The organism is Corynebacterium sp. KPL2850, assembly GCF_040225855.1.
In the GTDB taxonomy this organism is placed as follows: domain Bacteria; phylum Actinomycetota; class Actinomycetes; order Mycobacteriales; family Mycobacteriaceae; genus Corynebacterium.
The window spans coordinates 52349-67205 of record NZ_JBEHFV010000001.1; the positions used below are offsets into that span (position 1 = coordinate 52349).

The 14857-nt window shown below is 59.3% G+C and carries 10 protein-coding genes; all 10 read left to right on the forward strand.

Annotation, left to right across the window (positions count from 1 at the left end; genetic code table 11):
* The first annotated feature begins 30 nt into the window (after positions 1-30).
* The gene (smc, locus tag ABRP93_RS00270) at positions 31-3561 is read left to right on the forward strand and encodes a chromosome segregation protein SMC (RefSeq protein ID WP_023022943.1); all 3531 of its coding nucleotides are present in this window, start codon (positions 31-33) and stop codon (positions 3559-3561) included.
* A gap of 54 nt (positions 3562-3615) precedes the next feature.
* Positions 3616-5667, forward strand: coding sequence for a signal recognition particle-docking protein FtsY (ftsY, locus tag ABRP93_RS00275; protein WP_349886430.1), 2052 nt, complete (start codon positions 3616-3618; stop codon positions 5665-5667).
* 249 nt (positions 5668-5916) lie between these two features.
* Positions 5917-8898: a DUF4040 family protein gene (locus ABRP93_RS00280; RefSeq protein WP_349886431.1), complete on the forward strand. Its 2982-nt coding sequence runs from the start codon at positions 5917-5919 to the stop codon at positions 8896-8898.
* Complete coding sequence (locus ABRP93_RS00285; RefSeq protein ID WP_023022937.1) at positions 8898-9374, forward strand: sodium:proton antiporter; 477 nt, start codon at positions 8898-8900, stop codon at positions 9372-9374. Before ABRP93_RS00280 ends, ABRP93_RS00285 begins: the two co-directional genes overlap by 1 nt.
* A complete protein-coding gene (locus ABRP93_RS00290) occupies positions 9374-10915 on the forward strand; it encodes a monovalent cation/H+ antiporter subunit D family protein (protein ID WP_349886432.1) in 1542 nt (513 codons plus the stop codon). The genes ABRP93_RS00285 and ABRP93_RS00290 overlap by 1 nt, the downstream gene beginning before the upstream one ends.
* On the forward strand, positions 10916-11449 hold the full coding sequence (locus tag ABRP93_RS00295; RefSeq protein WP_349886433.1) for a monovalent cation/H+ antiporter subunit E: 534 nt from the start codon (positions 10916-10918) through the stop codon (positions 11447-11449). It begins immediately after the preceding gene.
* Positions 11446-11736, forward strand: coding sequence for a cation:proton antiporter (locus tag ABRP93_RS00300; RefSeq protein ID WP_005278611.1), 291 nt, complete (start codon positions 11446-11448; stop codon positions 11734-11736). Before ABRP93_RS00295 ends, ABRP93_RS00300 begins: the two co-directional genes overlap by 4 nt.
* Before the next feature lie 3 nt (positions 11737-11739).
* A complete protein-coding gene (locus ABRP93_RS00305; protein WP_005283678.1) occupies positions 11740-12108 on the forward strand; it encodes a Na+/H+ antiporter subunit G in 369 nt (122 codons plus the stop codon).
* Between the two features lie 228 nt (positions 12109-12336).
* A complete protein-coding gene (locus ABRP93_RS00310; RefSeq protein WP_023022932.1) occupies positions 12337-12675 on the forward strand; it encodes a P-II family nitrogen regulator in 339 nt (112 codons plus the stop codon).
* A gap of 6 nt (positions 12676-12681) precedes the next feature.
* Positions 12682-14814, forward strand: a complete 2133-nt coding sequence (locus ABRP93_RS00315) for a [protein-PII] uridylyltransferase (RefSeq protein WP_349886435.1) — start codon at positions 12682-12684, stop codon at positions 14812-14814.
* Positions 14815-14857: the final 43 nt, after the last annotated feature.

Below are 14857 nucleotides of genomic sequence, written 5' to 3' on the forward strand. Positions count from 1 at the left end.
GTGTCTTAATGGCTTGCTACACTATCCAAAATGCACCTGAAATCGCTGACGCTCAAAGGCTTTAAGTCATTCGCGTCGGCGACGTCTCTCAAATTTGAGCCGGGCATCTGCGCCGTCGTCGGACCGAATGGTTCCGGTAAGTCCAACGTGGTTGATGCCCTTGCGTGGGTCATGGGAGAGGCTAGCGCAAAGACCCTGCGCGGCGGCAAGATGCAAGACGTCATCTTTGCTGGGGCTGGCGACCGCAAGCAATTGGGCCGGGCCGAGGTCACACTCACCATCGATAATGCCGATGGTGCCCTGCCCATCGAGTACTCCGAGGTCTCTGTGACCCGCCGCATGTTCCGCGACGGCGCGAGCGAATACGAAATCAACGGGGCAAAGGCCCGGTTGATGGATATCCAGGAACTGCTTTCTGATTCCGGCATCGGCCGAGAGATGCACATCATCGTGGGGCAGGGCAAGCTTTCTGAAATCCTGGAGTCGCGCCCCGAGGATCGCCGCTCCTATATCGAGGAAGCCGCAGGTGTCCTCAAACACCGCCGCCGCAAAGAAAAGGCCCAGCGCAAGCTTACGGGCATGCAGGCTAATTTGGACCGCCTGCAGGATTTGACCGATGAGCTGGGAAAACAGCTAAAACCCCTGGCACGGCAGGCGGAGGCCGCCCAGCGCGCGGCTACGGTGCAGGCGGATGTGCGCGATGCGCGCCTGCGCCTGGCCGGAGACCGCATCGTCGGCTTGCGGCAGAAGCTTTCTGCTGCCGAGCAGACCGCGACGGTCCTATCTACCCAGGTGGAAGAGACCACGGCGCAGCTCGAAGCGGCGACCGAGCATCAAATGGAGCTGGAAACCCAGCTTGAGGAGGTCAACCCGCAGGCAGAGGCTGCCCAAAAGCTGTGGTTTGATCTGTCCACCTTGTCCGAGCGCATTGCGGCGACCCAGCGCATCGCGGAGGAGCGGGCGGATAACGCCGGGTCCCAGGTCGCCTATGCCGGCCAGGATCCGGATGATCTTGAGGCCAAGGCGACGCGCGCGGACGAGGAGCACGAGGAGCTCCTGGTAGCGGCAGAAGAAGCCGCGGAGCGGTTAGAAAGCATCCGGGAGGAAGTGGCGGAGCGTCGGCAAGCATTTGAGGCCGCCGAGCACGAACATATGGCGCAGGTGCGCGCCATTGCGGACCGCCGCGAGGGCGTGGTGCGCCTTTTTGCCGCCGAGGAAAAGGCCGCGGGGCAGGTGGCCAGCGCAGAAGAGGAGTTGGCGCGGCAGGAAGAGGCCGTGGCTTCGCTGCAGCGACGCACCCAGAATGCGCAGGCAGAAGCCGCTGAGGTAGCGCAGAAGCTGGATAATTATGCTGCGGAGCGCCAGCCTTTGGAGGAGGCGCATACGCGGGCCGCCAGCGAGTCGGGCGCTGCCGATAAGCGCTTGGATCAGCTCCGCGATGCCCAGCGCGAGCGCGAGCGCACTGTCTATACGCTGCGGTCCCGCATCGATACGCTGTCCCAGACCATCCCCGAGTCGGTCGAGGTGGGCGAAGAATTCCAGCCATTGGCCGCGTATATTTCCACCACCTATGAATCGGCGGTTGCGGCCGCGTTGGGCACCTTTGCGGAGGCGCAGGCGGGGCAGTTGACCGAAGGGTTGATTGCGGATTTGGAAAAGGGCCCGCGCTCGGCGCTGTTGGATGCGGCGGCGACCGCGCCTGCGAGCTCGTGGCGCGTCGATGCCGATTTGCCGCCGCAGACCTCCTGGCTGCTGGACCACATATCGGTCCAACCTGCGGTGTCGGCGGCGTTGCACAGGCTGCTTGCCGATGTCGTCCTCGTCCCCGATTTTGCCCACGGCCGGCGCCTCGTCTCCGAGGATCCGCGCCTGCGCGCCGTGACCGCTTCGGGCGTCGTCATTGGCGAAGGGTGGGTCGAGGTCGGTACCGGGTCCTCGTCTACCGTGGAAGTCACCGCCCGCATCGCGGAGGCCGAAGAGGAGCTAGAGCAGGCCAATCAAGCACTACACGAACTCTCCGGCACCCTGGAGGGAGCGAGGATTGCTGCCGAAGATGCCCGCGTGACGGCCGCGTCTGCGAAGGCGGCATTGCGGGAGCACGATACCGAGGTTGATGCCTGGAAGCGCGATCACCACCGCTTGGAAAAGCAGTACGAGGCCAATAAAGCGGAGCTGGAAAAGTCCGCGCAGCGCGCCACCGAGATTGAGGTGCGGCTGCAGAAGGCTAACCAGGAGCTTGCCGATGCCCGCGATAGGCTCGCCCGCGTCGACGCCGACGATCAACCAGACGAGCCCTCGTCTGCCGATAGGGATGCCGCCTCGGCTGCGCTCGAAGAAGTAAAATCCATGGAAATGGAAGCCCAAGTTGCCGCCCGCTCGGCGCAAGAGCGCGTGGGCCAAGTTGCCGGCAAGGCCGATAATCTGCGGCGCCAGGCCCAGCACGAACGCCAAGCGAAGGCCCGCCATGAACAAGCCATGGCCCGCCGCAAGGCCCAGGGCCAATTGGCCGCTACAGTGGCGCGACACGCACAGGACTTGGCCGCGCGGGCCAACCAACTCTTAACCCGCGCCACCTCTGAGCGCGATGAGTTTTTGCATGAGCGCAACTCCTTAAATTCCCAATTGCAGCAAGCCAAGCAAGCGGTATCGGTCGCACGCCAAAATAGCGACCGGCTAACCGCACGGGCGCATGAAGCAGAACTGGCGCGCTCGCAGGCGCAGGTGCGCCTGGATGAAGCGGAGAAAAAGATTGGCGAGCAGCTGGGCATCGCCATCGCTGACCTGCTGCGCGATTTCACCCCGGGCGAAGACTTTGACCGCAGCGCGGAAAAGTCGCGGCTGCAGCAGGCGGAAAAGGATCTGAACTCGCTGGGCAAGGTTAACCCCTTGGCCCTTGAGGAATATAAGGCGCTGGAAGAGCGATACAGCTACCTGTCTACGCAGCTAGACGATGTCATCCAAGCCCGCCAGGATCTCGCCGGGGTGATTTCGGACGTGGATAAGCAGATCCTGCAGCTGTTTACCGATGCCTGGCGGGACGTCGAAGCAGAGTTTCCCAAGGTATTCAACACCCTCTTCCCAGGTGGAGAGGGCCGGCTGATCCTCACCGAGCCAGAAGACATGCTCACCACCGGCATCGAGGTAGAAGCACGCCCGCCCGGTAAGAAGGTCAAGCGCCTGTCGCTGCTTTCCGGCGGCGAGAAATCCCTTACCGCACTGGCCATGCTCGTGGCTATCTTCCGCGCACGCCCCAGCCCGTTCTACGTCATGGATGAGGTCGAGGCAGCGCTTGATGATGTCAACCTGCGCCGGCTCATCGCCTTATTCGAGGAGTTGCGGAAGGATTCCCAGCTCATTGTCATCACGCACCAAAAGCCCACCATGGATGTGGCCAACGTCCTCTATGGTGTGACCATGCGCGGTGACGGCATCACCCGGGTCATCTCCCAACGCATGAATCCAGCCGGACTCGCGCCGGGAGCCGAGCAAGCAAGCCAGGATGCGATGCGGCTTGGAGTTGATGCGCCGCAATCAGGTGATGGGCTGCAATCAACGGAATAGAAGATTTCGCCTCCCTTATGTGCCGCAAGCCCGAAAGGCTGGCACTATAGAGGCATGAATTCTTTATGGTTATGGATCGGCATAGCAATCGTTGTCATTGTGCTGATTGTCGTCTTTATTGCAATTGGCAAAAAGCGCGGTGAGTCCAAGAAGGTTTCTTTCGAGAAACCCAAGGAAGAAGAGCCCAAGCAGCTAACCCAAGAGCAAAAGTCCGGCAATTACCAGGCGAAGTCTGGCTTCAACTTTGCCCCAGCGGGTTCGAAAGAACCCGAGAAGGCAGCGCAAGAAAAGCCACATAAGGCCCAACCACAGCAGGCTAAGCAGGAGCAGCAGCCGGCACCATCGGAGCAGTCGGAGCCCACCGCCACCGATATCGCGAATGCCCAGCTCAACGGTGAAGAGCCGCCGGCAACCAAGCGACCTGAACCGGCTAAGGATAAGGACGCTGCCCCCGAAAAGGCAGCCAAGCAGGAAGAAACGCAGCGCCAAGAACCTGCAGCCGGTGAGCAGCCAAAGAAGCCCGCAGAAACCAAGCAGCCTGCAGACGCCGATGGCGCCGGTGATGAGGCTAAAGTCGAGTCTGCTTCCACTCCGGAACCCAAGTCCAAGCCTGCCGCGGATAAGACCGAAGGTAAGGGTGCTGCCGGAACGGCCGCTGCCGCTGCAGCCGCCACTGGGGGAGTCGGCGCCGCTGGAGCTGCCGCTTCTGCTGACAGCAAGGAATCCGCCGCAGATAACGAAGCGGAAAAGGAAGCTGCAGGCCAAGCAGAGGATCACTCTGGCAAGCCGGATTCCGCACAGGCTTCTACGCCTGCTTCTGGTGAGAAGGAAGCAGAAGAAAACGAAGCAAAGGGCAGCGAGCAATCCGCTCCATCTGCCGCCGAGAAACCTGCGGCAGAGAGCACAGGCGACCACGGCACGCTGGACCATGAAGAAAAAGACCCAGAAGACGTTGTATCCGTCGAGGCCGCCGAGGTAGAAGACGAATCACCGGTCTTTGACGCGGTGGTAGATGATAAAGACGCAGACCACATCGAGGAACGCGTCGATAACCACGAGGAAGCCGAAGAAGCTGCGGCTGCAGCCGATGCACAAACGGATGCTGCAGAAGCGGCCAAGGAACAAACCCCTGTGCCGGAGGGCGAGCCTGCCGCGGCGGGCCAGCCCACCGAAGACATCGCTCCTGCGGGAGGCCGTCTCGGCCGACTGCGCGGCCGCCTCTCTCGTTCCCAGAACGCCATCGGCCAAGGACTGATGGGAATCCTTTCCGCCGGAGACCTGGATGAAGACGCCTGGGAGGAAATCGAAGATACCCTCATCATGGCGGACCTTGGCACCAAGTCCACGATGAAGGTCACCGATTCTCTGCGTGACAAGATCGCTGAGCGTGGCGTGTCAAGCGAAGAAGAAGCGCGTGCGATGCTGCGTGAATGCCTCATCGAGGCCTGCCACCCAGAAATGGATCGCTCCATTCGGGCGATGCCTAATGACGGCAAGCCTGCCATCGTCATGGTCGTGGGCGTCAACGGCACCGGTAAGACCACCACCACCGGTAAGCTCGCCCGCGTCCTCGTATCGATGGACCACAGCGTATTGCTGGGTGCGGCAGATACCTTCCGCGCCGCAGCAGCCGATCAGCTAGAAACGTGGGGACGCCGCGTGGGCGCCGAAACCGTGCGTGGCAAGGAAGGCGCAGACCCTGCCTCCGTGGCCTTTGATGCCGTGGCCACTGGTGTGGAGCAGCAGGTCGATGTCGTCTTGGTTGATACGGCCGGCCGTTTGCATACCTCGACCGACTTGATGGATCAGCTAGGCAAGGTCAAGCGCGTTGTAGAAAAGAAGACCGAGGTTGATGAGGTTCTCTTGGTCCTCGATGCTACCGTGGGCCAAAACGGCCTGGCACAAGCACGGATTTTCCGCGAGGTCGTTGACATCTCCGGTGTCGTACTCACCAAGCTGGATGGCACGGCGAAGGGCGGCATCGTCTTCCAGGTGCAAGAAGAATTGGGTGTTCCAGTCAAGCTTGTGGGCTTGGGTGAGGGTGCCGACGATCTTGCGCCATTCGAAGTCGAAGGATTTGTCGATGCCTTGCTAGGCGAGAAATAGGGACTCCTTCCACCGCCTTAGATAACTCCCCAGTACCCCGGCTGCTGACAAAAGTGAGAAAGCCACGGGCGCTGGGGAGTTTTCTCTCGCCTCTGTGCCGTGCACGTATGCCCCCGCCAGCATGGGGTGCCGTGGATTACTGTGATCTGGATTGGGCTGGTGAGCAATGGTAATCTGATAGGGCTGTATTTAGTGATTCGGTGCGAAATTCGCACCAATCCAAGACAAGGTTCGTGAGGCAAGTATTTCGTGACGCTACTTTTTGCTGTCCTCCTTGCGGCATTGGCAGTGATCTTGGCACCGGTGACCGTAAAGGTCATGGACCGACAGGCGGGCTATCCATTAGCTGGCCTTTTTCTCATTGCAGCGGTGCTCATTGCTAAGGATTTTTCTGCCATTGCAGCGGGGGAGGAACTCAGTTTCCAAGCCACCTGGGTACGCGATTTTATTGCACCGGGGGTTGACGTAAGTTTCGCTCTGCGTGGAGATGCATTGAGCATCTTCTTCGCCATGTTGGCTCTTGTCATTGGCGCTGTTGTGTTGACCTACTCGGCAGCCTATCTCCCTAAGAATGAGGGGAATACGAGCTTTTATACACTGATGACGGCGTTCACGCTGTCCATCTTGTTGCTGGTTCTGGCCAATGACGTTGTTGTCCTCTTCCTCGCCTGGGAGCTTGTCTCCTTGGCTTCTTTCATGCTCATTGCGCGCTCTGGCTCTGGGGGAGAGGCAGGTTCCCAGCGCACCCTAATCCTGACGTTTATTGGTGGCCTTACGCTGTTGACGGCATTGGGCATTGCCGCAGTGACCACCGGCTCGACCACCATTTCTGAGATTCTCGCCTCCTCGGTATGGGATGATCGTCCGGGCGTGACCGCGAGCGTTGCCGTGCTAATCGCGGCTTCTGCCTTTACCAAGTCCGCTCAATTCCCATTCCACTTCTGGTTGCCAGAAGCCATGGCAGCCGCGACGCCAGTCTCGGCGTTCCTACACGCTGCGGCCGTGGTCAAGGCGGGCATCTACTTGCTCATTCGCTTCTCCACGATCTTTTACGACGTCGCGGTATGGAACTGGGTGCTCATCGTCGTCGGTATGGGTACGGCGGTTATGTCCGCGGTATTCGCAGTGCAAAAGACGGACCTGAAGAAGCTGACCGCTTATTCCACCGTGTCTCACCTGGGTTGGATCGTCGCCACCATCGGTGTGGGCACCCCGTTTGCTATCGGTGCGGCACTGGTACACACCTTGGCACACGCGCTCTTCAAATCCTCGCTGTTCATGCTCATCGGCGTCATTGACCATGAAGCAGGTTCGCGCGATATCCGCCGCCTTGGCCCGCTGTGGAATAAGATGCCGTGGACGTTTGGCTCTGTGGTCATCGGCGCTGCATCCATGGCTGCGGTACCACCACTTTTGGGCTTCGTGTCCAAGGAAGGCATGCTTACCGCCTTCGAGGACGCCCCAATCGGCGGCGCAGGCCAAGCGATCTTGCTCATCGTGGCAGGTATCGGTGCCTTCTTTACCTTCACCTACTCTGCAAAGATCGTCTTCGGCGCATTCTTCGATGGGCCACGGTCCATGGACGATGTCCACGAAGCCCCAGTTTCCCTGTGGCTTCCGGCAGCACTGCCGGGCTTTATGTCCCTGCCGCTCGTCTTCGTCCTGGGCATTTTCGATGAGCCTTTGGAGCATGCCGTTGGCGCCGTGGGCATGGAAACGCATTCTCACCTTGCGGTATGGCATGGAATCAACGTGCCATTTATCATCTCGTTCCTCGTGTTGGTGGCCGGCATCGCGGGCATCTTTGTCCGCAAGAAGATATGGTCGGCTTTCGAGGGACGCAACTTCATGCCGCGCAGCGGCAACGAGCTCCTGCAAAGCCTGCAAGATGGCTGCGCCAAGCTCGGCCAAGTATTGGGCAAGATGTCCGATTCCCACAATCCGTCCCGTCATATTCTCCCGATTGTCATCGTGGTTATTGTTCTTGCCGGTACTACCTTGTTCGGCGAGGGAGTCGACGGCGTACCGCTGCAGCCGCGCGTCGATGGGCTCGACAACCCGTGGGACCTATTGCCTTTGGGCATCATTGCGTTGTCCGTATTCGGGCTGGTGCGCACCAAGAACCGCCTTACCGGCGCCGTTATGATTGGTATCGCGGGTACGGGTGTTACCTTGCAGATGTTCCTCTTGGGCGCACCGGACGTGGCACTCACCCAGTTCATGGTGGAGGCCTTGTCTGTGGTCGTCATGATGATGGTGCTGCGCTACCTGCCGGAGACCTTCCAACCGGTTACGGATAAGTCCCGCAAGGTGGGCTCCATCGTTATCGCCGTATTGGCCGGTATTGCGGCCTTCCTCGGCGTCTGGGGCCTGATGGGCCGTCACGAACGCTCGGATCTGGCGCTGTGGTACCTCGACAAGGCACCGGATATCACGGGCGGCGATAACGTCGTGGCCACCATCATCGTGGAATTCCGTGCACTCGATACCTTGGGCGAGCTGTCCGTGCTGGGCATGGCCGCCGTCGTTATCGCAGCCATTACCACCACGCTGCCGCGCTTCCCGTTCAGCTCGGGCACGCGCCCAGCGCCATTCGGCCAGTCGCAGCTGAACTCCGTGCCGCTGCGCAAGGGAATCAATATTGTCATTCCTTTGCTCATCATCATGTCCGTCATCGTGTTCTTCCGCGGGCACAATTCCTCCGGCGGTGGATTCCCCGCTGCGCTCATCATGGGTGCGGCCATCGGGCTGACCTACCTTTCCCGTGGCTCCGATGAAATTGTCTTCGGCCGCATGACCCCAGTGCACCTGACCGGCATTGGCATTATTACGGCACTGTTAGCAGGCTTTATTGGCTACTGGCACGACGGCTTTGGCAATGGTGGTTTCCTCACCGCCTTGCACGGTGAGGCCTTTGGCCAGCACTGGACGACGTCCCTCATCTTCGACCTCGGTATTTACCTGGCAGTGTTGGGTATGCTCACGATGGCCATCAATGCCTTGGGCGGTTACCTCAGGCCTGGTACCGAGCGGGACTACCTTCCATGGATCCATGATGATGACTCGGCCCTGCCGGCGACGCCGCGCATTGCCGTTGAGGATGCGGACGATCCGTATCCAGACCCAATCAACCCGTCGACGGATCCGCTCGCTTTGCTTAGCCCCAAAGAGGCAAAGACAAAGAGAAAGCAACGTCGCCGTTCTAACGCCAACCGAGGAGGGGAGAAGTAATGATTCTCGCGTTAACTATCGCCATCCTCATCGGTGGCGCCGTCTACCTCATTCAACAACGCGGCTTGGTCCGCATTGTATTGGGCATGATGGCATTCGGCCACGGTGCCAACCTGACCTTGTTGGCCACTGGCGTGTATTCCTACCGAGGGGAGTCCTTTCCTTCGGAAGTCCCCCACGACCAGATGGCCGATCCGCTACCGCAGGCTTTCGTTCTGACGGCCGTTGTTATTTCCATGGCAACCTCGACCATCCTGTTGACCATGGCGGCAATGGGCAAAAACGATGACACCGATGTGGTGGAACCCGTCGATGACAACACCATCGACCACGCATTTTCTACCCTGGGCCGCGATGCCCAGAACCGAGCGATCTTGGAAGAATCCGCGAATGAGCTCGATCGCATTGGCCGGGTCGACCACGACACTCCCGTGGCTGAGCGCGGGGTAAATAGGAAGAAGGAGGATGAAAAATAATGGCTGATGTTGTAGCCCAACTTCTTCCGCTTTTCCCGGCAATTCCGCTCATTGCCGCGGCTTTTGCCTTGCTGGCGCCGTGGCGCGCTGTCCGCGATGCGATCATGCTCATCATCCCCGGAGTCGGTGTCTTTGCTGGTCTGGGGCTGTTGATCTACACCATGAATAATGGGGTAGTGGCGCATACCGTGGGCCTCTACGTAGGCAATGTGGGTATTCCTTTTGCAGCGGATGCCTTTTCCGCACTGATGATCATCACCACGATGATCGTGGCCTTTGGCGCTAACTGGTTCGCCATTGTGGGAGGGGAGACGAAATCTCGTTACTATCCTTCGCTCACCCTGATTCTTATTACCGGTGTGTGCGGTGCGCTGCTGACCGCTGATCTCTTTAACTTCTTCGTGTTCATCGAGGTCATGCTGCTGCCGTCCTACGGCCTTATCACCATGTCCGGCACGTGGTCACGCCTGGCGGCTGGTCGCGCGTTCGTCCTCGTCAACCTTTTCGCCTCCACGCTGCTGGTGGTTGGTGTCGGTTATATCTATTCCGTCACCGGCTCGGTTAACTTGGCTGCATTGCAGGGAGCTGCCGCCGGCAATGGCCCAGTGACCGTCGCCGCGGGGATTATTCTCATCGCGATTACCGCCAAGGCCGGTGTCTTCCCAGTGCAGTCCTGGCTGCCGCGTACCTACCCAGGAACGTCGGCTGCGGTGATGGGCCTTTTCTCCGGCCTGCACACGAAGGTTGCTGTGTACATGCTCTACCGGCTGTACGTGCAGCTTTTCGATCTTGAGCAGCGGTGGAACGTGCTCATCATCGTCCTCATGCTGATCTCTATGATGATCGGTGCGTTTGGCGGTCTGACCGAAAAGACCATTCGCCGCGTGCTGGGTTACCAGATGCTCAACGGCATGCCGTTCATCCTGGTGATGTTGGCCTTTACGTCGGAAGATCCGAGCCGCGCGCTGGCCGCCGGTATCATGTACACGATTCACCACATGGTGACCGTTGGCTCGTTGATCCTGGCTTCCGGTGCCATCGAAGAGACCTACGGCACGGGTGACTTGACCAAGCTATCGGGCCTCGCGCGCCGCGATACCATCATCGCCTGGATTTTTGCCGCTGGTGCTTTCTCCGTTGTGGGCTTCCCGCCATTCTCCGGCATGTGGGGCAAGCTCATGATTGTCTTCGAGGTCGCCCGCAACGGTGGCGCTTGGGCCTGGATTGCGATTGCCATGATCATCATCGCTTCCTTCGCAGCATTCTTGGCGATGTTGCGCGTCTGGCGCGAGGCCTTCTGGGGACAGGACTTACCCTCGGACAAGGTTCCCGATGAGCTCATCATCCGCAAGAAATTGATGGCGCCTTCTGCAGCGCTCATCTTGGTCTCGCTGGGCATGTTCATTTTCTCCGGCGTGGTTATTGATGCGGTGGAAACCGCAGCCGACCAACTGCTGGACACGACGGCTTATACTGACACCATCTTGGGCGATGACTCAGCCGCACTACCTAATATCGATGACATTCAGGAGGGCCGATAAATGCATGCCGTAGCTTATGCACTCTGGCTCATCAAAGAAATTTTCATTGCTGGGTTTACCCTGGCGATGTCAGCATTTAAGCCCGATAACGAATACCACCCGGTCATCATCCGGTATCCACTGCGCGTTACCAGCGCCTGGGAGATCTTCTGGTTCACCTCGTCCATCACCGCTACCCCTGGCACGCTGTCCTTGGGGCTCCGCGAACCACCGCGGAAGGGCTTGCCCCGCATCGTGCTAGTACAAGCGGTCCAGGGTTCCGATCCTGCGGCGATTGTGGCTGACTTAGCCGATATGGAAGAGCACTTGGCCCCGCGCGTCAAGAGCATCGACTATGGCGTGCCTGGGCAAGGGGATACGACGGAACTCGATGAGGCTTTCTACGAATTCCCCTTGGATACGCTCGGCCGCTATATGCGCTCACCGGATCTCGCGCGGGCGGAGGACACTCCGCTTTCGGAGAGGCAGGCGGACGTCGAAAAGCCCAAGCACCTCGCCCGGAAAATTCAACGCAGGAAGGAGACCGACCGATGATTGATTTTGCAACATTGTCCCCATTCGGTTGGGTTGTACTGGTGTGCGTGTTCATTATGGGCGGGGCCGCCTGGTGCGGGGTGCTATTGGCACTGCGCACCCGCGATGAGCTCACCCGCGCGGTGATGTCAGATATCGTCTTTTATGGCATGATCTGCATGTACCTCGGATGGTCAATGATTAACAACGCCCCATTGGCCTATGACATTGCCCTAATTGGCGCCATCGCGGCCGGTATTTTGCCGACCTTGTCTATGGCCCGCATCATTTCGAAAGGGCGGCGATAAGCCATGGCTGTTTACGAGATTATTGCTTCGGTTCTGCTCATTGTGGCGACCATCCTTGTGGTGGCAACGGTGGTTTCCTTGTGGCGCGCACCGGATGCCTTGACCCGTGCCAACCTGATGGGCCCGACCGTGGGGCTGGCGGTGCCGCTTATCATCCTCGCCAAGCTAGTGGTGGATTTTGGGCAGGATGGCTTTTCACTAGGCCTCCTTATCAAGGGCCTCATCGCGTGCTTTGGTGTCTGGATTATCGGCTCGGTGGGTTCGTTCTACCTGGGGCGTTCCATCTACGGTGTTGCGGTTACTGACGTTAAACACGCCAAACACAATAATGAGAAAATTCAGACCGTCTACGCTGATGAAGACGAAATCTAGGGTTATCCTTCCCTAGTGTGCAGCGCGGGTTCGTACTTTCTCCATGGAGGATGTACGGCCCGCGTTTCTTTTGGGCAGATGCGGTGCGTACAGCAGCGGATCCAGCCTTAATTTACCGGCTGCAACTGTAATTCGGGCACATTCGGAAGTTGTGCGGGGTTAGACTAGAACGCAGCATATCCGCGCCGCGCCTGGCCGCCGACTTATACTTTTCTTCAGGAGGATTAAATGAAACTAATTACCGCCATCGTTAAGCCGTTTACTCTGCCGGATATCCGGGAGGCATTAAAACAGCAGGATGTACACGGCCTTACAGTGACCGAAAGCCAGGGCTTTGGGCAACAGAGTGGGCACAGCGAGGTCTACCGCGGCGCCGAATACGCGACGGACTTTGTACCCAAGGTGAAACTAGAAGTTTTGACCGCTGATGACCAGGTGGAAGAGCTCATTGACGCCATCGTGGATGCCGCTTATACCGGCAAGATTGGCGATGGCAAGATTTGGATTACCCCGGTAGAAGACGTCATCCGTATCCGCACCGGGGAGCGCGGCGAGACCGCCCTTTAAGCAAAAATGGTGGCAGCATCCGCTCTTCGCAGCGAGGCTTATGACGCGGCGGTGCGCCTGCTTCAGGATTTAGATCTGCCGCCGCACACGGCGCTAGCTGCAACTGGCTCTTTAGCCAGGCAGGAGATGACTCCCTATTCCGATATTGATGTCATCTTGATCTTTCCGGAGGATTACGAGCCAGATCCCCGCTTGGTAGAGGACTTATGGTATCCGGTGTGGGATGCCAAGTATCGGCTGGATTTCGCCCTGCGTACCCCGCAGGAGTGCGCCGAAATAGCCTTGCAGGACACCTCGGCTGGCTTCGCACAATTGGATCTGACGTATATCGCCGGCGAGAAGCCGCTTGTCGATGACGCCCGTCAACGCCTCCTACACGCGTGGCGTCGACAGCTGCAGCGGGGGTTTGACCGCTTCGTCGATACCGCCATCGCACGGTGGAACCGTTCTGGCGCCGTTGCCACCATGACTAACCCGGACTTAAAAAACGGGCGCGGGGGATTGCGCGATATTCAGCTCCTGCGCGCTTTAGCCCTAGGAAATCTGTGCGATCTTCCTGCGCTGGAAGAAGAGCGGCGGTTGTTACTCGATGCACGGACCCTGCTGCACGTCAAGGCTCGCCGGCACCGCGATATTTTGGATCCGGACTTTGCCGCAGATGTCGCTGATGAATTGGGCTTCAGCAGCCGCTACGAGCTCACGGCGGCATTGGTTACTGCGGCTTCTGCTGTCGATGAAGCGGTAGAGCGTAGCTTGGCCACTGCCCGCGGCGTTTTGGGTAGCCGGGGCGCTGGTCCGGCGCAGGGGCGCGACCGTGTGCGCAGGCCCCTTGACGTGGATGTCGTGGCCGATGGCGCCGTGATCTCCCTAGCCCGCACACCCAATCGTGGGGATCCATGGCTGTTGACCCGAGTTGCGGCGGCCGCAGCGCGGACGGGTTATTCCGTTTCTGCGATGACATGGAGGGCGCTGCAGGAGTTACCGCCCCCGCCGGAGCGGTGGCCGAGGGCGGCCGTGGATGACTTTTTCGCCATTTTGTCTTCGCCATCTCATACCCCACGGGTGATTGCCGAGTTGGATCGCTATGGGCTGTGGGAGCGCTTGGTCCCCGAATGGGGTCATGTGCGCGGATTACTTCCTAGGGAACGCAGCCACATGCATTCCGTGGACTACCACTTGGTTGCCACCGTGACGCGCTGCGCCGAGGTACGAACCTCGGTGGCCCGCCCGGACCTTCTCCTCTTGGCCGCGTTGTATCACGATTTGGGCAAGGGGCATGACCGTCCGCACGAGCAAGTAGGGGCAGAGTTGGTGGCGCGGCAGGCCGCCCGCATGCGGTTTAATCTTGCTGATATTTCCCGCGTACAAACCGTGGTGGCAGAGCATACGACCCTGGCGCGATTGGCGGCGACGATGGATCCGAGTTCGGATGCCGCGCGCGATGCCCTATTAAATGCGTGTCATTATGACCAATTGACCATTTCGTTGCTTGCCACCTTATCCAAGGCGGATGCCTTATCGACGGGCCCTGGGGTGTGGTCCGCTCGCACCGCACAAGCACAGGCCCTTATCGTCGCCCGGGCCTTGGAGGCAAATAAGCCGCGCATAGTGACCCGCCCCTTAGTCCGGGTTCCGCAGGACGAGCATGGGGTAGGGCTTGCGGTTGATTGGCAGGAGGAAGTGGTCACCGTGACCTGGTCTGGTGCCAATAAAGCAGAGTTTAAGCGCATTTTTGCGCTGATTTCTGCCCTGGGGTGGACCATTGTGCGGGCCAATTTCGTGCGCGGTGATGCTAGCGGTTATCAGGCGGAGTTTGTCATCCGCACCGTGCAAAAGACACTTAGAGAGGCTGCGGAACCGGATAGGTTTATCCAGTCTTATAATTCGCGCACGTACACCGAGCTTCCCGATATCGCAGGTGAGCCCACGACGGCGGCCTTTAACGTGGGCGGCATTTTGGAGATTCGCACCGTGGAGAGAATAGGCGCGTTGGGCTATCTGGTGGAGGCATTGCCGGAGTTTATGTGGCTGCGCCATGAGATCCTGGGTGCCACGATGATTGTGCATGTGTTCTTTGGCGCTTCGGTTTCGCGCGCCCAGGTGGTGGGGAATGTGACCAGGGCCCTGGCTAGGGACTAAGATTGAATAATTGAACTTTAGATCGATCTAATTTAAGGGAGCG

Coding starts and splice junctions, on each gene's coding strand:
- smc (WP_023022943.1), top strand. CDS start 31: ATGCACCTGAAATCGCTGACGCTCAAAGGCTTTAAGTCATTCGCGTCG.
- ftsY (WP_349886430.1), top strand. CDS start 3,616: ATGAATTCTTTATGGTTATGGATCGGCATAGCAATCGTTGTCATTGTG.
- ABRP93_RS00285 (WP_023022937.1), top strand. CDS start 8,898: ATGATTCTCGCGTTAACTATCGCCATCCTCATCGGTGGCGCCGTCTAC.
- ABRP93_RS00290 (WP_349886432.1), top strand. CDS start 9,374: ATGGCTGATGTTGTAGCCCAACTTCTTCCGCTTTTCCCGGCAATTCCG.
- ABRP93_RS00295 (WP_349886433.1), top strand. CDS start 10,916: ATGCATGCCGTAGCTTATGCACTCTGGCTCATCAAAGAAATTTTCATT.
- ABRP93_RS00300 (WP_005278611.1), top strand. CDS start 11,446: ATGATTGATTTTGCAACATTGTCCCCATTCGGTTGGGTTGTACTGGTG.
- ABRP93_RS00305 (WP_005283678.1), top strand. CDS start 11,740: ATGGCTGTTTACGAGATTATTGCTTCGGTTCTGCTCATTGTGGCGACC.
- ABRP93_RS00310 (WP_023022932.1), top strand. CDS start 12,337: ATGAAACTAATTACCGCCATCGTTAAGCCGTTTACTCTGCCGGATATC.
- ABRP93_RS00315 (WP_349886435.1), top strand. CDS start 12,682: ATGGTGGCAGCATCCGCTCTTCGCAGCGAGGCTTATGACGCGGCGGTG.